The sequence below is a fragment of the Pseudomonas sp. yb_2 genome (genome assembly GCF_043103905.1).
In the GTDB taxonomy this organism is placed as follows: domain Bacteria; phylum Pseudomonadota; class Gammaproteobacteria; order Pseudomonadales; family Pseudomonadaceae; genus Aquipseudomonas; species Aquipseudomonas alloputida.
In genome coordinates this window covers 97,587-116,502 of sequence record NZ_JBICKH010000033.1, presented here as the reverse complement: position 1 = coordinate 116,502, position 18,916 = coordinate 97,587, and the positions used below count along the sequence as shown (strand labels likewise).

21 protein-coding genes are annotated in these 18,916 nt (G+C 63.3%); 15 read left to right on the top strand and 6 right to left on the bottom strand.

The window, feature by feature from the left end:
- Positions 1-81 precede the first annotated feature (81 nt).
- On the top strand, positions 82-1,263 hold the full coding sequence (locus ACF8FB_RS07535; RefSeq protein ID WP_010955262.1) for a PLP-dependent aspartate aminotransferase family protein: 1,182 nt from the start codon (positions 82-84) through the stop codon (positions 1,261-1,263).
- 93 nt (positions 1,264-1,356) lie between these two features.
- On the opposite strand, the gene ACF8FB_RS07530 is transcribed toward ACF8FB_RS07535, so the two are convergent.
- Positions 1,357-1,593, bottom strand: a complete 237-nt coding sequence (locus ACF8FB_RS07530; protein ID WP_392510776.1) for a YdcH family protein — start codon at positions 1,591-1,593, stop codon at positions 1,357-1,359.
- 252 nt (positions 1,594-1,845) lie between these two features.
- Here ACF8FB_RS07530 and ACF8FB_RS07525 point away from each other — a divergent pair, with 252 nt between their 5' ends.
- The 4 genes from ACF8FB_RS07525 to ACF8FB_RS07510 all read left to right on the top strand — a co-directional run bounded on the left by ACF8FB_RS07525 (position 1,846) and on the right by ACF8FB_RS07510 (position 6,019).
- Complete coding sequence (locus tag ACF8FB_RS07525; protein WP_392510774.1) at positions 1,846-3,483, top strand: phosphoethanolamine transferase; 1,638 nt, start codon at positions 1,846-1,848, stop codon at positions 3,481-3,483.
- A gap of 177 nt (positions 3,484-3,660) precedes the next feature.
- The gene (gene rnd, locus ACF8FB_RS07520; RefSeq protein WP_010955259.1) at positions 3,661-4,794 is read left to right on the top strand and encodes a ribonuclease D; all 1,134 of its coding nucleotides are present in this window, start codon (positions 3,661-3,663) and stop codon (positions 4,792-4,794) included.
- Entirely contained in the window at positions 4,791-5,084 is a 294-nt protein-coding gene (locus ACF8FB_RS07515) for a YcgL domain-containing protein (protein WP_010955258.1), read from the top strand. The genes rnd and ACF8FB_RS07515 overlap by 4 nt, the downstream gene beginning before the upstream one ends.
- A 2-nt stretch (positions 5,085-5,086) precedes the next feature.
- Positions 5,087-6,019 carry a D-2-hydroxyacid dehydrogenase gene (locus tag ACF8FB_RS07510; protein WP_392510773.1) on the top strand — a complete coding sequence of 311 codons (933 nt, stop codon included), beginning with the start codon at positions 5,087-5,089 and terminating at the stop codon, positions 6,017-6,019.
- Positions 6,020-6,134: 115 nt separating this feature from the next.
- Here ACF8FB_RS07510 and ACF8FB_RS07505 read toward each other — a convergent pair whose 3' ends face one another.
- Entirely contained in the window at positions 6,135-6,728 is a 594-nt protein-coding gene (locus ACF8FB_RS07505) for a nitroreductase family protein (RefSeq protein ID WP_014590030.1), read from the bottom strand.
- Between the two features lie 145 nt (positions 6,729-6,873).
- Between ACF8FB_RS07505 and ACF8FB_RS07500 the strand changes: the two genes are divergently transcribed.
- Both ACF8FB_RS07500 and ACF8FB_RS07495 read left to right on the top strand, forming a co-directional pair.
- Positions 6,874-7,323, top strand: a complete 450-nt coding sequence (locus ACF8FB_RS07500) for a YcgN family cysteine cluster protein (RefSeq protein WP_014590031.1) — start codon at positions 6,874-6,876, stop codon at positions 7,321-7,323.
- A 41-nt stretch (positions 7,324-7,364) separates the two neighbouring features.
- Positions 7,365-8,573 (top strand): hypothetical protein, encoded by a 1,209-nt coding sequence (locus tag ACF8FB_RS07495; protein ID WP_392511165.1) that lies wholly within the window; start codon positions 7,365-7,367, stop codon positions 8,571-8,573.
- A 114-nt stretch (positions 8,574-8,687) separates the two neighbouring features.
- Here the strand turns inward: ACF8FB_RS07495 and ACF8FB_RS07490 are convergent, their stop codons facing one another.
- Together ACF8FB_RS07490 and ACF8FB_RS07485 are read right to left on the bottom strand one after the other, a co-directional pair.
- Complete coding sequence (locus ACF8FB_RS07490; RefSeq protein ID WP_010955253.1) at positions 8,688-9,158, bottom strand: RNA methyltransferase; 471 nt, start codon at positions 9,156-9,158, stop codon at positions 8,688-8,690.
- A gap of 71 nt (positions 9,159-9,229) precedes the next feature.
- The gene (locus ACF8FB_RS07485) at positions 9,230-9,601 is read right to left on the bottom strand and encodes a YajD family HNH nuclease (RefSeq protein WP_003254676.1); all 372 of its coding nucleotides are present in this window, start codon (positions 9,599-9,601) and stop codon (positions 9,230-9,232) included.
- 132 nt (positions 9,602-9,733) lie between these two features.
- Here ACF8FB_RS07485 and ACF8FB_RS07480 point away from each other — a divergent pair, with 132 nt between their 5' ends.
- Positions 9,734-10,012 carry a hypothetical protein gene (locus ACF8FB_RS07480; RefSeq protein WP_049586991.1) on the top strand — a complete coding sequence of 93 codons (279 nt, stop codon included), beginning with the start codon at positions 9,734-9,736 and terminating at the stop codon, positions 10,010-10,012.
- 48 nt (positions 10,013-10,060) lie between these two features.
- On the opposite strand, the gene ACF8FB_RS07475 is transcribed toward ACF8FB_RS07480, so the two are convergent.
- The gene (locus ACF8FB_RS07475; RefSeq protein ID WP_010955252.1) at positions 10,061-12,103 is read right to left on the bottom strand and encodes a S9 family peptidase; all 2,043 of its coding nucleotides are present in this window, start codon (positions 12,101-12,103) and stop codon (positions 10,061-10,063) included.
- A 179-nt stretch (positions 12,104-12,282) separates the two neighbouring features.
- On the opposite strand from ACF8FB_RS07475, the gene ACF8FB_RS07470 reads away from it, so the two are divergent.
- Genes ACF8FB_RS07470 through ACF8FB_RS07460 form a run of 3 tightly spaced genes read left to right on the top strand, consistent with a single transcriptional unit; the run spans position 12,283 to position 14,099 of the window.
- Positions 12,283-12,780, top strand: a complete 498-nt coding sequence (locus ACF8FB_RS07470) for an MFS transporter (protein ID WP_392510769.1) — start codon at positions 12,283-12,285, stop codon at positions 12,778-12,780.
- 14 nt (positions 12,781-12,794) lie between these two features.
- Positions 12,795-13,568: a class II glutamine amidotransferase gene (locus ACF8FB_RS07465; RefSeq protein ID WP_010955250.1), complete on the top strand. Its 774-nt coding sequence runs from the start codon at positions 12,795-12,797 to the stop codon at positions 13,566-13,568.
- 9 nt (positions 13,569-13,577) lie between these two features.
- The gene (locus ACF8FB_RS07460; RefSeq protein WP_010955249.1) at positions 13,578-14,099 is read left to right on the top strand and encodes a DUF2937 family protein; all 522 of its coding nucleotides are present in this window, start codon (positions 13,578-13,580) and stop codon (positions 14,097-14,099) included.
- 72 nt (positions 14,100-14,171) lie between these two features.
- Here the strand turns inward: ACF8FB_RS07460 and ACF8FB_RS07455 are convergent, their stop codons facing one another.
- Complete coding sequence (locus tag ACF8FB_RS07455) at positions 14,172-15,083, bottom strand: LysR family transcriptional regulator (RefSeq protein WP_003254668.1); 912 nt, start codon at positions 15,081-15,083, stop codon at positions 14,172-14,174.
- A 130-nt stretch (positions 15,084-15,213) separates the two neighbouring features.
- Here ACF8FB_RS07455 and ACF8FB_RS07450 point away from each other — a divergent pair, with 130 nt between their 5' ends.
- The 4 genes from ACF8FB_RS07450 to ACF8FB_RS07435 are packed head-to-tail and all read left to right on the top strand — an operon-like array spanning position 15,214 to position 18,886.
- The gene (locus tag ACF8FB_RS07450; protein WP_161774978.1) at positions 15,214-16,500 is read left to right on the top strand and encodes an MFS transporter; all 1,287 of its coding nucleotides are present in this window, start codon (positions 15,214-15,216) and stop codon (positions 16,498-16,500) included.
- A gap of 9 nt (positions 16,501-16,509) precedes the next feature.
- Positions 16,510-17,286: a 5-oxoprolinase subunit PxpA gene (locus ACF8FB_RS07445; protein ID WP_392511164.1), complete on the top strand. Its 777-nt coding sequence runs from the start codon at positions 16,510-16,512 to the stop codon at positions 17,284-17,286.
- On the top strand, positions 17,286-17,972 hold the full coding sequence (gene pxpB, locus ACF8FB_RS07440; protein WP_049586992.1) for a 5-oxoprolinase subunit PxpB: 687 nt from the start codon (positions 17,286-17,288) through the stop codon (positions 17,970-17,972). The genes ACF8FB_RS07445 and pxpB overlap by 1 nt, the downstream gene beginning before the upstream one ends.
- Positions 17,969-18,886 (top strand): biotin-dependent carboxyltransferase family protein, encoded by a 918-nt coding sequence (locus tag ACF8FB_RS07435; protein ID WP_010955244.1) that lies wholly within the window; start codon positions 17,969-17,971, stop codon positions 18,884-18,886. Before pxpB ends, ACF8FB_RS07435 begins: the two co-directional genes overlap by 4 nt.
- The last annotated feature ends 30 nt before the right edge of the window (positions 18,887-18,916 follow it).

The following is an 18,916-nucleotide window of genomic DNA, read 5'->3' as shown; positions in this document are numbered from 1 at the left end:
GCCGTGCAGAAAAATATTTCACAGATTACCCCAAGGCCAGATGATTTGGGTTGTGCGATAGTTGCAGCTTTCATTCTGCCAATGGGCCTGACCATGTCCGACAAGCCGCGCAATTTCGCCACCCGTACCATTCACGCCGGCGAGCAGTTCAGCGTTGCCGATAACGCCATTTTTCCGGCCATCGTCACCGCCAGTTCGTTCACCAAGCGCAGCCTGGACGATAAGCCGGAATATTCCTACAGCCGCGTCGGCAACCCCACCCGGCATGCCTACGAAACCTGTGTCGCTGCCTTGGAAGAAGGCGTGGGCGCTGTGGCCTGCGCCTCGGGGGTCAATGCCACCGCAACCGTGCTTGAGCTGCTGCCCAAGGATGCCCACGTGGTGGTGATGAACGGCGTGTACGGTGGCACGTTCCGCATCATGGAAGATTACCGCAGCCGCACCTCCGGGCTGACCACCACCTATGTCGATCTCAACGACATTGAAGCCGTAGCGGCTGCGATCAAGCCGGAAACCCAGCTGATCTGGATCGAGTCGCCAACCAACCCGTTGCTGCACCTGGTCGACATCAAGGCGGTGTGCGACCTGGCCAAGGCCAAGGGCATCCTCACCTGCATCGACAACACCTTCTGCTCGCCGTGGAACCAGCGCCCGATCACCCTGGGCGTGGACTTGGTGATGCACTCGGCCAGCAAGTACATCGGTGGCCACTCCGACCTCACCGGCGGTGTGGTGGTGGCGGCCAACGATGCGTTGCTGGCACGCCTGCGCCGTATCAGCATGGCGATTGGTGCGGTGCAGGGGCCGTTCGACTGCTACCTGGCCCTGCGCGGTCTGAAGACCCTGGATGTGCGCATGGAGCGCCAGTGCGCCAATGCCCTGCAGGTGGCGCGCTTCCTGGAAGGTCACGCGCAGGTCGAGCAGGTGTATTACCCGGGGCTGGAAAGCCACCCGCAGCATGAACTGTGCAAACGCCAGATGCGCAGTGGCGGGGCGGTGGTGGCGATGAAAGTGAAAGGCGACCGCGCCGCGCTCAACCGCCTGGTGGAGGCGCTGCAGATTTTTGTGCTGGCCGACTCGCTGGGCGGGGTGGAGAGCATGATCAACCACTCCTGGAGCATGTCGCACTGCTCGCTGAGCCCAGAGCAGAAAGGGGTGATGGGGATCAGCGAGAACCTGCTGCGGTTGTCGGTAGGTATCGAGGATTACCGTGACCTGGTCGAGGACCTGGATGGGGCGTTGAAAGCGCTGGTTGCTGTGTGAGGGCCGCAGGCCCTTTCGCGGGTAAACCCGCTCCTACGACGGTGTAGGAGCGGGCTTGCCCGCGAAGAGGCCGGTGGATTCAATAGATGCCTGTCAGGGTTTGGGCGGATGAATGATCCGTTCGATCTTGTCCTTGATCAGCAACCTTTCCTTGCGCAGGCGGTTGACGGCCTCGTCGTTGGTGCCGTTGCCTTCGGCGGCTACCACCTCCTTGTCCTTGGCGTTGTACTCCTTGTGCAGTTTGTGCAGGTCCTGATCCTTCTCTATGAGTGCCTGGAATGCATCAGCGGTAACGTGCAGGTCAGCGAGCAGATCGTGCGGAACTGGCATTTCTTCACCTCTGTCAGGGTTGTCGGTAAGGTCCTGACCATTGAGGATAGCTGTCTTTGCGCAGGCTTGTGACGGCGGTTCAGGCTGAATGGCAGCTGAATGGTTTTGAGATAATTGGTAAAAGACGCGCCCTCACGAAATTGTTACCGACTTTTTCACAAAAAATTGATGACCTGCTTTCTAGAGTTCGCCCAACTTTCCCACAGTGCCATTTGGCCTGGGGGTGATAATAACTCTTGATTGCGAACGCTAATGCTCAACTTCAAATCCCTGCGGACTGAATGGGTCACGCTGCTGGCCAGTCTTTACCTGCTGATCGGCTTCAACATGTTCCTCTGGGAGCATCTGCAAGCGGCGGTTCCTGCCGGCCTGTCGGGGTTGTGGCTGAGTCTGGCGTTTGCTGTGCTGATGCTTTTCGCCTTCAATCTTGTCCTCACGTTACTTGCCTTCCGGTATGTATTGAAGCCGGTACTTATCGTGTTGTTCATGAGTGGCGCGGGCGTGGCTTACTTCATGAACCAGTACGGCGTACTTATTGACGCCGGCATGTTCCGTAATATGGCCGAGACCAATATTGCGGAGGTGCGCGACTTGATGTCGTTCAAGTTTGCCGCGTATATCCTGCTGCTGGGTGTGCTGCCATCGGTGCTGCTGTGGAAGGCGCAGATCGCCTACCGCCCGTGGCACCGCGAGCTGCTGGGCAAGTTGGTGGTCAGTGGTGCCTGTGTGGTGACCATCGGCTCGGTCGCGTTGGTCAATTATCAAGGGCTGTCGTCGCTGTTTCGCAATCACCATGAACTGCGTCTGATGCTCACCCCCAGCAATATCGTCGGGGCCTCCATTGGTTATGTCGACGAACGTGTCGGTACGGCCTCGCGCCCGTTCCAGCATTATGGCGAAGATGCCAAGCGTGATGCGGCCTGGCTAAAACATGAGCGCAAGTCGCTGACCGTGCTGGTGGTCGGGGAAAGTGCCCGGGCAGACCATTTCGGCGTGTTGGGCTATGACCGCGATACCACGCCCAATCTCGCCAGGGAGCAGGGCCTGCTGGCGTTTTCCGACGTGCACTCGTGCGGTACGGAAACGGCGGTTTCGGTACCTTGCATGTTCTCGGGCATGAAGCGCAAGGACTACGATGCCCGCGTAGCGAAGAACCGCGAAGGGCTGCTGGACATCCTGCAGCGTGCCGGCCTGGCCGTGCAGTGGCGTGACAACCAGTCGGGCTGCAAAGGCACCTGCGATCGCGTGCAGTTCATCGACGTCAGCAACCTCAAGGACCCGCAGCTGTGCGCCGATGGCGAATGCCATGACCAGATCCTGCTGCAAGGCCTGGACGCGTTGATCGACAACCTCGACAAGGACACCGTGCTGGTGCTGCACCAGATGGGCAGCCACGGCCCCGAGTACTTCAAGCGCTACCCCAGTGATGGCGAGCGCTTCACCCCGGTGTGCCAGAGCAACGCGTTGAACCAGTGCAGCGAGGAGGAAATCATCAACGGGTACGACAACACCCTGGCCTATACCGACAAGGTGCTGGCCTCGCTGATCGATACCCTGCGCAGCAAGCAAGACAAGGTCGATACCGCGATGATCTACCTGTCCGACCACGGCGAGTCGCTGGGCGAGTACAACCTGTTCCTGCACGGCACGCCCTACGCCATCGCTCCCGAGCAGCAGAAGCACATACCACTGCTGACCTGGTTCTCCGACAGCTACAAGGAGGACTTCGGCGTCGATACCGACTGCCTGGCACGGCTCAGCGATGCCCCGCTGTCCCAGGACAACCTGTTCCACTCGATGCTTGGCCTGTTGCAGGTACATACCGAGCTCTACCAGCAGTCGCTGGACATGTTTGCCGGTTGCCGGCCTTGGCTGGCGGCCAAGCGCTGAAGCCCTGTGGGAGCGGGCACGCCCGCGAACCCGGGCAAACCCGGGCCATACACCGTGTTGCCTTCATTCGCGGGCGCGCCCGCTCCCACAGGGTGGACTGCCCCCGAAAAGCGGGACAGTTTCACCCGCAGTGCCCGCGCCGTATATACTGCGCGCCAATGTTAGTGGGAGAGCCTTGTGGCCATCGAAATTCACTGGATCCGTGACGACCAGAGCCTGGCCGAACACTGCCGCGACTGGCACCAACTGCCCTTCGTCGCCGTCGACACCGAATTCATGCGGGTAGACACCTTCTACCCGAAAGCCGGGCTGATCCAGATCGGCGACGGCCAACGCGCCTTCCTGATCGACCCGCTGCTGATCGGCAACTGGCAACCCTTGGCCGACCTGCTGGAAGACAGCGCTGTGGTCAAGGTGCTGCACGCCTGCAGCGAAGACCTCGAAGTGCTGCTGCGCCTGACCGGCAAGCTGCCTCAGCCGCTGTTCGACACTCAGCTGGCCGCCGGTTACCTGAACCTGGGCTTCTCGATGGGCTATTCGCGCCTGGTGCAGGAAGTGCTGGGCATCGAATTGCCCAAAGGCGAAACCCGTTCCGACTGGCTGCAACGCCCGCTCTCGGAAACCCAGGTCAGCTACGCTGCCGAAGATGCCGTGCACCTGGCCGAGCTTTTCACCGTGCTGCGCCCGCGGCTGAGTGACGACAAGTATGCCTGGGTGCTGGAAGACGGCGCCGAGCTGGTGGCTGCGTTGCGCCGTGAAGTCGAGCCCGAAAGCCTGTACCGCGACGTCAAGCTGGCCTGGAAGCTGGCGCCTCAACAACTGGCAGTGCTACGTGAGCTGTGCGCCTGGCGCGAACGCGAAGCGCGCAACCGCGATGTGCCGCGTAATCGTATCCTCAAGGAGCACTCGCTGTGGCCCATGGCCAAAAGCCAGCCGAACAACCTGTCGGCCTTGGCCAAGATCGACGAGATGCACCCGCGCACCATTCGTCAGGACGGTGAGTTCCTCATCCAGCTGATCAAGCGCGCCGCCAGCCTGCCGGCCGAGCAATGGCCTGCGCCCTTGCCTGAGCCGCTGCCGATCGAGGCTGCTGGCCTTCTCAAGCAGCTGCGTGCCATCGGCCAGGCCGAAGGCGAGCGCCTGGGGATTGCACCCGAGCTGATGCTGCGCAAGAAAGCCCTGGAGGCGCTGCTCAAGAGCGGATACCCCAATGGCCCTTATCAACTGCCCGATTCGCTGCGCGGCTGGCGCCGTGAGCGCATGGGCCAGGCCCTGCTGGACAACCTGGCAGGTGCCGGAGAAACCCGATGAAACGCATTTGCTCGATCTACAAGAGCCCACGCAAGAACGAAATGTACCTGTACGTACTCAAGGCTGACGGCCTGGAACGCGTGCCTGAAGGCCTGCTGCCGTTCTTCGGCACCCCCGTGCACGCTTTCGACCTGGTGCTCACCCCTGAGCGCAAACTGGCCCGCGAGGACATCACCAAGGTGCTGGAGAACCTCGAAAGCCAAGGCTACCACCTGCAGATGCCGCCGCTGGAAGATGAGTACATCGAGCACCTGCCCGAAGAGCTGCTGCGCCGCAACGACCCCGTCTGACCATGCGCGTACTGATCGCTGAGCATGACCATGCTCGATACGCCGGGCTTTTGCGCGTAGCCGCGCCTGACGTGGACGTTGTGACCAGCGGCGACTCTGCCGAACTGGCCCGCCAGGCACCGCAGTGCCCGGTGTGGCTGGGCCAGCCGGACTTGCTGGCCAGTCTGCTGCGCCAAGGCCACAAGCCGGGCTGGATACAGTCGACATGGGCCGGTATCACGCCGTTGCTGGCCGACGGCCTGCCGCGTGATTACCGCCTGAGCCGCGCAGTTGGCATATTTGGTCAGGTGATGGCCGAGTACATGCTCACCTATATGCTAGGCCATGAGCGTGAGGTGCTGTCGCGCCTGGTCAGCCAGGTCGAGCGGCGCTGGGATGACCGCCCGGGGCGCAGCCTGGAAGGGCGCAAGGTCCTCATTGTGGGGGCGGGCGACATTGGTCAGCGTGTGGCCGAGTTCCTGCAGCCGTTTGGTGTGGAGCTGTACGGGGTTGCCAGCAGCGCCCGTGAACAGGCCCCGTTCGTCGAGGTGGCGGCGCTGGCCGACCTGCCGCGCATGGTCGGCCAGGTCGACTACGTGCTGAACCTGCTGCCGGATACCCCGGCGACTCATGACCTGTATGACGCCGCGCTGTTCAAATGCTTCCAGCCCTCGGCCTTGTTCATCAATGCCGGGCGTGGTGTGGCGGTGGTCGATGCCGACCTGGTCGAGGCGTTGAAAGAGGGCCATCTGGCTGGTGCCGTGATCGATGTGTGCCGCCAGGAGCCGTTGCCCAAGCAACACCCGTTCTGGACCGCCTGGGGCTTGCTGCTGACCGGGCACAGCTCGGCGCCCACCTCGCCGACAGCGATGGTGCGCTTGTTTGTCGAGAATGTGCGGGCTTATGAAGCGGGGCAGGGGTTGCGGGGTGAAGTCGATTTCGCCCGGGGCTACTGATCGCTGTGGCCTGTATCGGCCTCTTCGCGGGTAAACCCGCTCCAGCACAGGGTGGTGATACCCCCCGTAGGAGCGGGCTTGCCCGCGAAGAGGCCAGCACCTGCCAACACAAACCTTACAGGCTGAAATCGCCTTCAGCAGCCAGCTCGCTCAGCGGCTTGCGCGGGCTCGGCACTTCACGCGCCTGCAGGGCTTCATCCAGGCTGGCCTTGTCCCCCAGCTTGCCGATCGCCACCATGGCATGCAGTACGTAACCCTCGGGAATCTTCAGTTCCTGACGTGCCAGGTCCTGATCGAAGCCGGCCATGCCATGGGTATGCCAGCCGCTGATGCTGGCCTGCAGGGCCAGGTGCCCCCAGGCAGAGCCCGTGTCGAAGGTGTGCCACAGCGCCGGTTTTTCTTCCGTAGCGCCCGGGGCCGCGAACGTGGTCTTGGAAATGACCAGCACCAGCGCCGACGCCTGTTGCGCCCAGCTGCGATTGAAGGGCACCAGCAGGCTCAGGTAACGCTCCCAGTTCGGCGTGTCGCGGCGGGCATAAAGGAAGCGCCAAGGCTGCGAGTTATAGGCCGAAGGTGCCCAGCGGGCGGCTTCGAGGAAGCTCAGCAGGGTTTCTTCGCTGATCGGCTCGGCGGTGAAGGCGCGTGGCGACCAGCGGTTGATGAACTGCTCGTTGATGGCGTAATCGGCAATGCGGGGGTTGGCGCTCATGGCGGCTCCTGCGAACGGACGGGAAAAGCGCACGCTACTGCGTGCCGTCGCGACTGACAAGCGGTCTGGCTTTGCCGAAGGCCAGGCTCTAGACTGGCGCCGCCGCGCGCCGTGGCCCCCAAGATGAAGGCAGGAACCCTGTGTGATGATCGCTGAAAACGCGCCGTTCTGGCGGCGCAAGACCCTTGAAGAGCTCAGCCAGCAAGAGTGGGAGTCGCTGTGCGATGGCTGCGGCCTGTGCTGCCTGCAAAAGCTCGAGGACGAAGACGACAACAGCGTCTATTACACGCGCATCGCCTGCAAATTGCTGGACCTGAATACCTGCCAGTGCAGCGACTACCCCAACCGCTTCGCCCAAGTGCCAGACTGCATCCAGCTCACCCCGGGCAAGGCCGACCAGTTCAAGTGGCTGCCGAGTACCTGCGGTTACCGCCTGGTCAGTGAGGGCAAGGACTTGCCGGCCTGGCATCACCTGGTCTGTGGCGACCGGCAACAGGTTCATGAACAGCGCATTTCCCAGTCGGGACGTATGCTCAGTGAACACGATGTGCACGAAGACGACTGGGAAGACCACCTGATCTTTCGCGCCAGCTGACCGGCGCGGCCCGCTGCCTCGGGGAAACAAGGAGTTTCTGTATGCGTTGCCACCTGATGTTGCTGTTGGGCCTGATGGCCAGTTCGCCGGCCTGGGCGAAAAAGGTCGACCTCGACTACCAGGTGCGCTTGCTGCCTGCCAGCGGCCAGGCCGAGGTCCGCGTGACATTGGCCGAAGGCAGCGCCGTGCGCAGCCTGGACTTCGACCTGGGCAAGGCTGGGGCCTACAGCGGCTTCCAGGCTGATGGGCAATGGCAGCTGAAGGGGCAACGTGGTATCTGGCAGCCAGCGGCCGGCAAGACCAGCCTCAGCTACCGTGTGCAACTGGACCAGAAGCTGGCCAGCGGCGCCTATTCATCACGCATCACCCCGCACTGGGCCCTGTTCCTCGGCGACCAGCTGATACCCCCTGCGCGCCTCGACCAGCAGGATGGTACCGAGCTGGTGGCGCGCCTGGCTTTCGACCTGCCCGAGGGCTGGAAGAGCATCGAAACGTCCTGGCCGCGCATCGGCAAGGGGAAGTTTCGCATCGACAACGTGTCGCGCCTGTTCGATCGCCCGACCGGCTGGATGCTTGCCGGCGACCTGGGCAGCCGCCGCGCTCGCCTGGGCGAGACCGAAGTGACCGTGGCCGCGCCGGTGGGGCAGGGCATGCGGCGCATGGACAGCCTGACCTTGCTCACATTCGTCTGGCCACAACTACAAGCTGTGTTCCCGCGTAACCCGCCCAAGCTGCTGTTGGTCGGGGCGCGTGACGGCATGTGGCGAGGGGCTATGGCTGCGCAGGGCTCGTTGTACCTGAACAGTGCCCGGCCCATGGTCAGCGAAAACGGCAATAGCCCGTTGCTGCGCGAATTGGTGCAACTGTTCGCGCAGATTGAGGGGCGTGACGGCAGTGACTGGCTGGTAGAGAGCCTGACCGATTATTACGCCAACGAGTTGTTACGCCGCTCGGGCGGGATGAGTGATGACCGTTACCAGGTCTGGCAGGCGCGTCTGAGCAAGCAGGGCGCCAAGGTCAACCGGCTCAAGGGTGAGCGCGCAAGCCCGGCCCAGGTGGCCCGTGGCGTGATGCTGTTGCAGGCATTGGACAAGGAAATCCGCATTCACACCCAGGCCAAACGTTCGTTGGACGATGTAGTGCGTGGGCTGATGCGCCTGCCCAGCGTCAGTACCGAAGACTTCGTGCAGATCAGCGAGAACGTGCTGGGGCGGGGTTCGGATGTGCTGCAGAGCAAGGTGTTGCACTAAGGCCCGTATGAAAAGCCTTGCCTGACCTTCGTCTCAAGGCTTTTCATACAGGCCCAAGGCATCCCTGGCGCCTGTCCCGGCCTTTGACAGCCCAAGCTTCGCCGCATGGCCTTGTTATTTGAACTTGGGCCCTGAGCGGGTATTCAGCCCTTTGGCCATGCGGTCATACAACACCACATTCACCGTCGCCGCCAGGTTCATGCAGCCCTCGGTCGGGATGTAGATAGTCTCTTCACACCATCCCCGCACGTCTTCGCTCAACGAGCCGTCCTCTGGCCCGAAGATGTAAATGGCCCGGTCCGGATGGGTGTAATCCGGCAATGGCCGCGCACCCTCTACCAGTTCCACCGCCACGGGCGTGCAGCCCAACGGAATAATGCGCTGCAGGTCGTCGATGCCGATCAGCGGGATGTCGTAGTGCACGCGCTTGGTGTCGGTGACGAAGTCACGCGCGCGTTCATAGCGTTTGCCCGTGTAGAACACCGAATTGACGCCATAGCAGCCCGCGGCGCGCATCACAGAGCCGACGTTTTCTGCCGACTTGGGGTTGAACAGGCCGATGCAGCTGTATCGTTTGTTTGCCACGTACCGGGGCCCTTCGCGAAAAAAGCGCGATTATACGGGCTGCCCGGTAACAGCGGGGGGCGAATCGATGGTCAGTCTTTCTTCAGCATGCCCGCCAGCCCGGCAAACGGGTTGTGCGTAGCCTTGGCAATGCTCGGGGTGCTGGTGGAGCCTTCGCTGAAGTACTGCTGGTCGGTGTAGCGCGAGTGCTCGTTGTCGTGGCAGTACAGGCACAGCAGCTCCCAGTTGGAGCCGTCCTGAGGATTGTTGTCGTGGTTGTGGTCACGGTGATGCACGGTCAGCTCGCTCAGGCGCTTGCCAGCGAACTCGCGGGCGCAGCGACCGCACACGTGCGGGTACATTCTCAGGGCCTTGTCGCGGTAGCCCATTTCCTTGTCGCGCTTGGCATCGGCCAGGATGCGGTCGAGGCGCGCGGTAGCGGCGGCAGAAGAGGTGGAGCTCATGGTGTTTCCTTTGTTCTGATCAGGCAGGTGACGGTTATGCCATTGAGTCTAGCGCGCTTGCAGGTCAGGCGGACAGGCGAAAGCGTTGATTTAGGCGTAGCCTGTAGAAAGGTTCCCGACAGGAGGTTGCTGATGTTTCACGCGATCCTCGCCGCGCTGTTGATGGCTGGCCTGCCCCTGGCAGAAGCTGCCAGCACGCCACCTCGTCTCAATACGCCAGTGCCTGGTGCACCGGGTACGCCTACGCCCACGCCATACCCGCAGATAACCCCGAGTACACCGCCCAAGGCTTACGACAGCCAGCCGGGGGCGCCACTGTTGCCGCCGATGCCAGTGCCCGGCCCGCCGAAGGATCAGCCATTGCCCGGGTTGCGGCCGGAGCCGCCGAAGCCGGTTGTGGAGGATGATTGACGGGTGCGAGCTGAGGGGGCTGGGGGGTGCAACCCGCCCCCCGCTATCTCAAAGAATACCCAGCTCGCCAAACACGAACGCATACTCCAGAGCCACATCCTTCAACCCCTGGTACCGCCCGCTCATCCCGCCATGCCCAGCCCCCATCTCGGTCTTGAGCAGCAGCAGGTTGCTGTCGGTCTTGAGTGTGCGCAACTTCGCCACCCATTTGGCTGCCTCCCAATACTGCACGCGGCTGTCGTTGTAGCCCGCCACCACCAGCATCGCCGGGTAGGCCTGCGCTTTCAGGTTCTCGTACGGCGCATAAGCCTTGATCCGTTCATACACCTCCGGCTCCTCAGGGTTGCCCCATTCGTCGTACTCGGTCACGGTCAGCGGCAGCTCCGGGTCGAGCATGGTGTTGAGCACGTCGACGAACGGCACTTCGGCAATGGCGCAGCGGAACAGCGCCGGGCGCAGGTTGAGCACCGCGCCGATCAGCAGGCCGCCAGCGCTGCCACCACTGATGGCCAGGCGGTCGGCGGCAGTCACGCCCTGGCTGATCATGTGCTCGGCGCAGGCGATGAAGTCGCTGAACGTGTTGTGCTTGTACTCCTGCTTGCCGGCACGGTACCAGGCTTCCCCCAGTTCACCACCACCTCGCACGTGGGCGATGGCAAAGGCCACGCCGCGCTCCAGCAGGCTCAGGCGCGCATGTGAGAACCAGGGGTCGAGGCTTTCGCCATAGGCACCATAGCCGTACAGGTACAGTGGCACGGTCTTGCCCAGGTCCTGGCGGCGGCGTACCAGGCTGATCGGCACCAGGGTGCCGTCCGCTGCGGTTGCCCACAGGCGCTCACTGACATAGTCATCGGCATCGAATGCACCGAGCACCGGGGTTTGCTTGAGCACCACCTGGGCGCCCGTGGGCAACGTCAGTTGGCGCACCTGGGCCGGGCGGTTGAGCGCTTCGTAGCGCAAGCGTATGCGAGTGCTGGCAAATTCAAGGCTGTCCTGCACGTACAGGCTGTAGGCTGCGTCTGGCAGTTCGACGCGGTAGGCCGGCAAGCCCTGCGGGCGGACTTCGATGATCGGCAGGCCGCCTTCGCGCAGGCTCAGGGTGAGGGCACCGGCGTTCAGGCTGAGGCCTTCGAGCATGACCGCGTCGCGGTGCGCCACCAGCACCTGCCACTGTTCGCGGCTTGGCACTGGCGCGGCTGGCGCGTGGTACAGGGCGAAGTTGATGCCATCCTGGTTGGTGCGGATGAACCAGCGCCACTGGCCGTCGAGTTGGCCATGGTCGGGGAAGTATTCGTGGCCTTCGACGCGCGGCGCCAGGCAGGTGAACGGCGCCTGCGGGGTTTCGGCGTCCAGCACCCAGGCCTCGCTGGTGGTCTTGCTGTTCAGCAGCAGCACCAGCTGGCGCTCGGAGCTGGTGCGGTAGCAGTGCAGGAAGAAACGCCCATCTGGCTCTTCGAACACGGTGTGCGCGGCGTCGGTGCCCAAGGTGTGGCGACGCAGGCGCCATGGGCGGTGGGTGTCGTCCAGCTCTGCGAAGAAGAGCGTCTGGCTGTCGTTGGCCCAGGTCAGGCTACCGTCGCAGTCGTCGAAGGGCAGGGTAGTGACACTGCCACTAGCCAGGTCTTTGACGTACAGGGTATAGATTTCGTCGCCGCTGGTGTCGAGGCTATAGGCCAGCAGGCGGTGGTCGGGGCTGATGTTGAACGCGCCCAGGGAGAGGAAACCGCCGTTGGCCAGGGCGTTGGGGTCGAGCAGCAGTTGCTCCTGGCTTTCATCGACGGTGTTCGAGTCGTCGGCCGGACGTGGGCAGCGGTAGTGACGCGGATATTCGTCGCCGGCGGTGGTACGGGTGTAGTACAGGTAGGGGCCCCAGGGCGCCGGCAATGACAGGTCGGTCTCCAGGATGCGGCCCTTGATTTCTTCGAACAGGCGCTCACGCAACGGTGCCTGGTCGGCCAGGCAGGCTTCCTGGTAGGCGTTTTCAGCTTGCAGGTAAGCGAGTACCTCGGGGGTGTCGCGCTGTTGCAGCCAGGCATACGGGTCGGTGGCCTGGTCGGCTTGGGCAATCGGGGGTTGGGGCTTGGTTGGCATTGAAGGTCTCTTGATTGGAGTTGCCTGTGCCGGCCTCTTCGCGGGTAAACCCGCTCCAACAGGGATCGCACCGAGGTAGGAGCGGGTTTACCCGCGAAGAGGCCGGCACAGGCAAACACTGTCTGCGCCCGGAAAAGTGTTTATCATAGGCATCTCTTTGCCTGGCTTGCACGAACACCATGACCGAGAACGACTACACCTTCGCCTGGGGCTTGTACGCAGTAGCCGCCTTAGGGTGCCTGCTGGTGGGCTTCAAGCTCACCGGCTGGATGTGGCGCTGGCTGCGCGAACCGCTACGGGTGGTGCTGGCGGTGCTGCTGCTGACCCCGACCATCGTCGACCCGGTCAAGGACAGCTTCGCCCCTGCAATCGCCATCACTGCGCTGGATGTCGCTTTCAAGGTCGGCAACAACGCCTGGCGCGCTGTGTCCGACTTCGCCATGTACGGCATGATCGCCTTCGGCCTGTACTTCCTCTTCGTGCTGCTGCGCTGGCCGCTGGAAAAGCGCGCGCACGCACGCCGTGAGCAGGCCGAAGCCGCCGCCAGGCGTCAGCAGGCCGAGGATGACCAGCTCGGCACCCATGCGCCGCTGGCTGCCGAGCGCAGCGATCGTTACCGTGACGACTTGCCGCCAGCCGCTACGCGTGGCGCAGGCCGGGTCGAGCCTCGTCTGTAAACGGAGACACGCCTATGTGCGAACTGCTGGGCATGAGTGCCAACGTCCCTACCGACATCGTTTTCAGCTTCACCGGCCTGATGCAGCGGGGCGGGCGAACCGGCCCGCACCGTGACGGCTGGGGGATAGGCTTTTACGAAGGCCGCGGCCTGCGCCTGTTCCAGGACCCGGCCGCGAGCAGCGAGTCGGAAGTGGCCAACCTCGTGCAGCGCTACCCGATCAAAAGTGAAGTGGTGATCGGTCATATCCGTCAGGCCAACGTCGGCAGGGTATGCCTGTCCAACACCCACCCGTTCGTGCGGGAAATGTGGGGCCGCAACTGGTGCTTCGCGCACAACGGCCAGCTGGGTGACTTCAAGGGCCTGGCCAGTTTCTACCGGCCAGTGGGCGACACCGACAGCGAAGCGGCCTTCTGCGACTTGCTCAACCGCATCCGCAGCGCCTTCCCCGAACCGGTGCCGGTGGAACAGCTGCTGCCCGTGCTGGTCGAAGCCTGTGCCGGCTACCGGGATCTGGGGGTGTTCAACTGCATGCTCAGCGACGGCGACTGGCTGTTCTGCTTTTGCTCGACCAAGCTGGTGCACATTACACGCCGTGCGCCATTTGGTGCCGCACGGTTGAAGGATGTCGACCTGATCGTCGATTTTCATACCGAAACCACCCCCAACGACGTGGTCACGGTGATTGCCACCGAGGCCCTGACCGAGAACGAGACCTGGCACCGCTACGCGCCGGGTCAGTGGGCCCTGTGGCGGCACGGCGAGTGCGTGGCGCACGGCCAGAGCTAAGGACGCTGCATGTTCAGAAGTTACCTGCGATTGCTGTTGTTCACCTTCGGCCTGCTGGCCGGTATCCAGGTCCCGGGGCTGGTCAAGGACTATAGCCAGCGGGTCGAGGCGCACCTGTTCGAATCGCGCGAGGCGCTCGATGGGTTCCGGCAAACGGCCGAGCGCTTTTTCAAGGGCGACTTGCAGGCGCTGCTGCAGCACTACCGCAGCAGCGACGACCCGGTGTTCAACAGTGATGCCAACAGCATCGAAAGCCTGATGATCCGCAACGAACTGCTGGAAAACGAATGGCAGGTGCTGCAAGGGTCATGGGCCGGGCGTACCTGGCATGTGCTGGTACAGGCCGACCCGCAGTTGCGTGAAGAAACCCTCAATGGCTACAGCTACCAGATTCTGCTGGTACCCGAGGCGATTGGCTGGGGTGTGGGTGCCGGTTTTGTGCTGGCCTTTGTGGTCGAAAGCCTGTTGCTGGGGATTGGCTGGCTGATCCTGGGCGGGCGGCGCAGGGTGGTGAAAGAGAGCTGGCGCTAAGTTCTGCTGTACCTGTACCGGCCCTTTCGCGGGCAAGCCCGCGAAAGGGCCGGTACAGGCAGAGACTGTTGGTCAGACCAGCACGATCCGCTGCCCCCCCACATCCCGCGCATACCGCTCCAACACCTGCCTGCAAACCCCAACCACCTCATCGACCAACGCCACCCCGGTCTGCCACGCCACCACCAGCTCAAGGCTCGGCGGCGGCTGCAACCCTTCCAGCAGCACCAGCTCGCCCCGGCCCAACTCGGCATCCACCAGCGCCGGCGGTAGCGCGCCAATGCCAAAACCATCGCGCAACAGCCGGGTAATCGCCGCCACCGAATTCACACAATTCAACCGCGGCGCCTCTGCCCCCGCAGCCTGCAGCAAGCTCAGCACCTCTTGGTGCGGCCGTGAATTCTTCGAGAAGGTGATGATGCGCTCGCGCCCAAGTTCGGCCAGCGACGCATAGTCCCGGTGCTGGTGGGCGCCTGCGGCCACCACCCAGCCCATTGGGTAGCGCGCCAGGTCGAGGCTGCGGATCGATTGCTCGCGCAGCAAGTCGGTCTGCAAAATCACGTCAAGAAAGCCCTTCTGCAGCTGCTCGCGCAAGTTCAGCGCGGTGTCGGCCACCAGTTCGATTTCCACCTGCGGGTAGCGCTCGGTCAGCTCCGCCACCAGCGCGCTCATCCAGGTGTGGATCACCGTGTCCATTACCCCGATGCGAATGCGTCCGACCTTGGCCCGGTCGCTGTCCAGCGACTGCTTCATGGCCTTGGCGGTTTCCAGCATGCGTTCGGCGTATTCCAGCACCTTGCCGCCCTCCGGGGTCAGGCTGACGCCGCGGGAGTCGCGCAGCAACAGCTTCACGCCCAGGTCAGCCTCCAGTGCGGCAATACGGCTGGATACCGAAGCCTGGGTGGTGAACAGCTTTTCTGCCGTCAGGCGGAAGCTCTTGAGCCGGGCGACCCAGACGAAGGTTTCGAGGAAGCGAAGGTTCATGATCAGTTTTTCTTGTTCCAGACCGGCGGTTTTTTTCGTTGGACGCAGGCGAGGCGGCCTCTGAACAATGACGCCCAGGCCGCGACGCTTCATGTCGCCCATAAAACAATACCAACAAGCCGAGGCATCCATGAACCCCACCGGCGTGCAACAGCAGGTCAGTTCCCTCCGTTCGTCCGGGCCTTTCGCCTGGTACCGCGACATCGACAAACAGCAACGACGTACCTTCTGGAGCTGCAAGATTGGCTATGGCCTGGACGGCATGGACACACAGATGCTCAGTTTCGTCATTCCTACGCTGATCATGCTGTGGGGTATCACCACCACCGAAGCCGGGTTGATCCACACCAGCACGCTGATCGCCTCGGCTGTAGGAGGCTGGGTGGCCGGTATCCTCTCCGACCGCATCGGCCGGGTGCGTACCCTGCAACTGACGGTGTTGTGGTTCGCCTTCTTCACCTTCCTGTGCGGCTTCGCTCAGAACTACGAGCAATTGCTGATTGCCCGAACCCTGATGGGCTTTGGCTTCGGTGGCGAGTGGACCGCCGGCGCGGTGTTGATAGGCGAAGTGATCCGCGCCCAGGACCGCGGCAAGGCGGTGGGCATGGTGCAGTCCGGCTGGGCAATTGGCTGGGGCCTCACGGCCATCCTTTATGCGCTGCTGTTCTCCTGGCTGCCGGCAGAGCAGGCCTGGCGTGCGTTGTTCCTGCTGGGGCTGGTACCGGCAATCTTCGTGATCTTCGTTCGCCGCCTGGTCAAGGACCCTGAGGTCTATCGTAAGGCCAAGGCAGTGGAAAACACCGAGGCACCCTCGCGCTTCTACGAAATCTTCGCGCCGGGCATGCTCTGGACCACCGTGCGGGCATCCCTGCTGACCACCGGCGCACTCGGCGGTTACTACGCCATCACCTCGTGGTTGCCAACCTTCCTGAAGAACGAACGCGGCCTGAGTGTGCTGGGCACGGGGGGCTATCTGGCCATGGTGATCGTCGGCTCGTACATGGGTTATGTGGTCAGTGCTTATCTGTCCGACCTGCTGGGGCGCAAGAAGAACTTCATCCTGTTCGCCGTGGGCTCCTTCGTCATTGTGCTGTTGTACACGCAGATGCCGGTCAGCGATGGCGTGATGCTGTGGCTGGGCCTCCCGTTGGGCTTCTTCGCCTCGGGTATCTTCAGCGGCATGGGGGCGTTTCTGACCGAACTGTTCCCCACGCGCATTCGGGGTTCGGGGCAGGGCTTCTGCTACAACATCGGCAAGGTCATTGCCGCGCTGTTCCCGTTAATGATCGGCATGCTCGGCCAAAATGTTCCGCTGGGGTTGGGTATCGGCGTGTTCTCTGCTGTGTCATACGGCATTGTGATCGTGGCGGCCTTGAGCTTGCCGGAAACCCGCGGCAAACAGCTGCAGGCGCGGTAAGGTAGGCATATGCACAACAACAACGGAGGCCTCGTGGTGGAACGCCTGCTACTCAATTGCGACATGGGCGAGAGTTTCGGCAGCTGGCGCATGGGCCTGGATGCCGAAGTCATGCCTTACATCGATTGCGCCAACATCGCCTGCGGCTACCACGCCGGCGACCCCGGTATCATGCGTCGCACGGTGACGTTGGCGCTTGAGCACGGGGTGACTATCGGCGCTCATCCGGCCTACCCGGACCTGGTCGGCTTCGGCCGCCGCTCCATGGCCTGCAGCCCGGAAGAAATCCGTGACCTGCTGCATTATCAGATCGGTGCGCTGGATGGCATCTGCAAAGTGCTGGGTGGTCGCGTGGCCTATGTGAAGCCCCATGGTGCGCTGTACAACGACATGATGGCCGACCCGCTCAAGCTGCGTACCGTGCTGGAGGCCGTCGCGGCCTATGACAGCAACCTGCCGTTGATGCTGATGGCCACCGCCGACAACCGTGCCGCCCAGGCACTGGGCGATGAAATCGGCGTGCCGCTGTGGTTCGAGGCGTTCGCAGACCGCGCATACACTGCCAGCGGCCATCTGCTGTCGCGGCGCCTGCCGGGCGCGGTGCATCACGACCCGGCGCGGGTGGTGGAGCAGGCGGTGCGTCTGGCCCGAGGCGAAACGCTGTTGGCTGACGATGGCAGCGCCTTGCAGCTTGCCGCCCGCACCCTCTGCGTGCATGGCGACAACGACAGTTCGGTGGAGGCGGTGCGGCAGATTCGCCAGGCCCTCGATGGGCTGGAGGTGTGATGAAGCCGCGAATCGAAGTGGTCGCCATCGACAGCCTGATGGTACGCCTGTTCGACCGTATCGATGAGGTCAACATGCCATGGATGCTCGCCGCCAGCCGGCGCTTGAGCGCGGCGTTCGGCGAGCATTTGCTGGACCTGGTGCCGTCTTATACCACGCTGATGGTGCAGTCTGCCCTGGCGCCAGGCGAGGCCAGGGCGCGAATCGCTCAGGCGCTGGACGGCTTGCAGCCTGACACAGGCAGTGGCGGCCGCCGACACGAGATCCCGGTGTGGTACGACGCCAGTGTCGGCCCCGAGCTGCCTGTGCTGGCAGCCCGCAGCGGCTTGAGTGAAGCGGAGATTGTTCGCTTGCACGGTGAACGCGATTACCCGGTGTTTGCCCTGGGCTTCGCACCGGGTTTCGGCTTCATGGGCCTGGTCGACGAGCGCCTGGCCAGTCCTCGTCTGAGTACCCCACGCAAGCGCGTGGCGGCGGGCAGCGTGGGTATTGCCGAGCGCCAGACGGCGGCCTACCCGGCAGTATCGCCGGGTGGCTGGAACCTGATCGGGCGCACCCCGGTGCGGTTGTTCGACCGTGAGCGTGAGGGTTACAGCCTCTTGCAACCCGGTGACCGGGTGCGCTTCGTGCCGGTTTCGCGCAGCGAATTCCTGGCCATGGGTGGTGATGTGGAGGCGCAGGGATGAAGCAGTTGATGATCGAGGCCAGTACGCCGTTGTGCCAGTTACAGGATGCCGGGCGCTTTGGCGTGCGCCACCTTGGCGTGACCCAGGGCGGGGCGCTGGACTGGGTGGCGATGCACTGGGCCAACTGGCTGCTGGGCAACCCGTTGGGGGCGCCGGTGGTCGAGGTGGCGCTGGGTGGTTTTTGCGTGGTGGCCGAACAGGATTGCGTGCTGGCCCTGGCCGGTGCCGACCTGGATGCGTGTGTCGATGATCAGCCCCTGGCGCCATGGCGCAGCTTTGCCCTGGCCAAGGGGCAGCGCTTGACCCTGAAGCAGCCCAAAGTGGGTGTGCGGGCGTATCTGGCGGCACCGGGTGGGTTTCTGGGCGAGGATGTGCTGGGCAGTTGTGCCACTGTGGTACGTGAAGCACTGGGTGGCATCGATGGCCAGGGTGCTGCGCTGGCTAAACACCAGGCATTGGCTTTTACCGGTAGCAATGCCCCCCTGCGCGAAGTGCCGCAAGCGTTGTGCCCGCAGTTCGCCCAAAAGCCGGTGCTGGACCTGGTGATGGGCGCGCAGATCGGTGAATTCAGCGGTACCAGCTTGTTCGAGGCATTCAACCGGGAGTGGACGCTGGATAGCCGGGCCGACCGCATGGGCATCCGGTTGTTGGGGCCGCAGCTGGTGTACCAAGGGGCGCCGATGATCTCCGAAGGGATCCCGCTGGGGGCGGTACAGGTGCCGCCAGACGGGCAGCCGATCGTGTTGCTCAATGACCGGCAAACCATTGGTGGGTACCCGCGGCTGGGCGCGCTGACGCCGCTGGCGCTGGCGCAACTGGCGCAGTGCATGCCGGGGACGGTGGTGCGGTTCAGGGCGGTGGTGCAGGACGAGGCCTGGCGAGAGCAGCAGCTTTACCTGGGGCGTTGGTCGTAAGGCTGCTGGCCCTTTCGCGGGCTTGCCCGC

Excerpts from the sequence above, each read along its gene's own strand:
- ACF8FB_RS07535 (WP_010955262.1), top strand. The coding sequence starts at position 82 with ATGGGCCTGACCATGTCCGACAAGCCGCGCAATTTCGCCACCCGTACC.
- ACF8FB_RS07530 (WP_392510776.1), bottom strand. The coding sequence starts at position 1,593 with ATGCCAGTTCCGCACGATCTGCTCGCTGACCTGCACGTTACCGCTGAT.
- ACF8FB_RS07525 (WP_392510774.1), top strand. The coding sequence starts at position 1,846 with ATGCTCAACTTCAAATCCCTGCGGACTGAATGGGTCACGCTGCTGGCC.
- ACF8FB_RS07515 (WP_010955258.1), top strand. The coding sequence starts at position 4,791 with ATGAAACGCATTTGCTCGATCTACAAGAGCCCACGCAAGAACGAAATG.
- ACF8FB_RS07510 (WP_392510773.1), top strand. The coding sequence starts at position 5,087 with ATGCGCGTACTGATCGCTGAGCATGACCATGCTCGATACGCCGGGCTT.
- ACF8FB_RS07505 (WP_014590030.1), bottom strand. The coding sequence starts at position 6,728 with ATGAGCGCCAACCCCCGCATTGCCGATTACGCCATCAACGAGCAGTTC.
- ACF8FB_RS07500 (WP_014590031.1), top strand. The coding sequence starts at position 6,874 with ATGATCGCTGAAAACGCGCCGTTCTGGCGGCGCAAGACCCTTGAAGAG.
- ACF8FB_RS07495 (WP_392511165.1), top strand. The coding sequence starts at position 7,365 with ATGCGTTGCCACCTGATGTTGCTGTTGGGCCTGATGGCCAGTTCGCCG.
- ACF8FB_RS07485 (WP_003254676.1), bottom strand. The coding sequence starts at position 9,601 with ATGAGCTCCACCTCTTCTGCCGCCGCTACCGCGCGCCTCGACCGCATC.
- ACF8FB_RS07480 (WP_049586991.1), top strand. The coding sequence starts at position 9,734 with ATGTTTCACGCGATCCTCGCCGCGCTGTTGATGGCTGGCCTGCCCCTG.
- ACF8FB_RS07475 (WP_010955252.1), bottom strand. The coding sequence starts at position 12,103 with ATGCCAACCAAGCCCCAACCCCCGATTGCCCAAGCCGACCAGGCCACC.
- ACF8FB_RS07470 (WP_392510769.1), top strand. The coding sequence starts at position 12,283 with ATGACCGAGAACGACTACACCTTCGCCTGGGGCTTGTACGCAGTAGCC.
- ACF8FB_RS07465 (WP_010955250.1), top strand. The coding sequence starts at position 12,795 with ATGTGCGAACTGCTGGGCATGAGTGCCAACGTCCCTACCGACATCGTT.
- ACF8FB_RS07460 (WP_010955249.1), top strand. The coding sequence starts at position 13,578 with ATGTTCAGAAGTTACCTGCGATTGCTGTTGTTCACCTTCGGCCTGCTG.
- ACF8FB_RS07455 (WP_003254668.1), bottom strand. The coding sequence starts at position 15,083 with ATGAACCTTCGCTTCCTCGAAACCTTCGTCTGGGTCGCCCGGCTCAAG.
- ACF8FB_RS07450 (WP_161774978.1), top strand. The coding sequence starts at position 15,214 with ATGAACCCCACCGGCGTGCAACAGCAGGTCAGTTCCCTCCGTTCGTCC.
- ACF8FB_RS07445 (WP_392511164.1), top strand. The coding sequence starts at position 16,510 with ATGCACAACAACAACGGAGGCCTCGTGGTGGAACGCCTGCTACTCAAT.
- pxpB (WP_049586992.1), top strand. The coding sequence starts at position 17,286 with ATGAAGCCGCGAATCGAAGTGGTCGCCATCGACAGCCTGATGGTACGC.
- ACF8FB_RS07435 (WP_010955244.1), top strand. The coding sequence starts at position 17,969 with ATGAAGCAGTTGATGATCGAGGCCAGTACGCCGTTGTGCCAGTTACAG.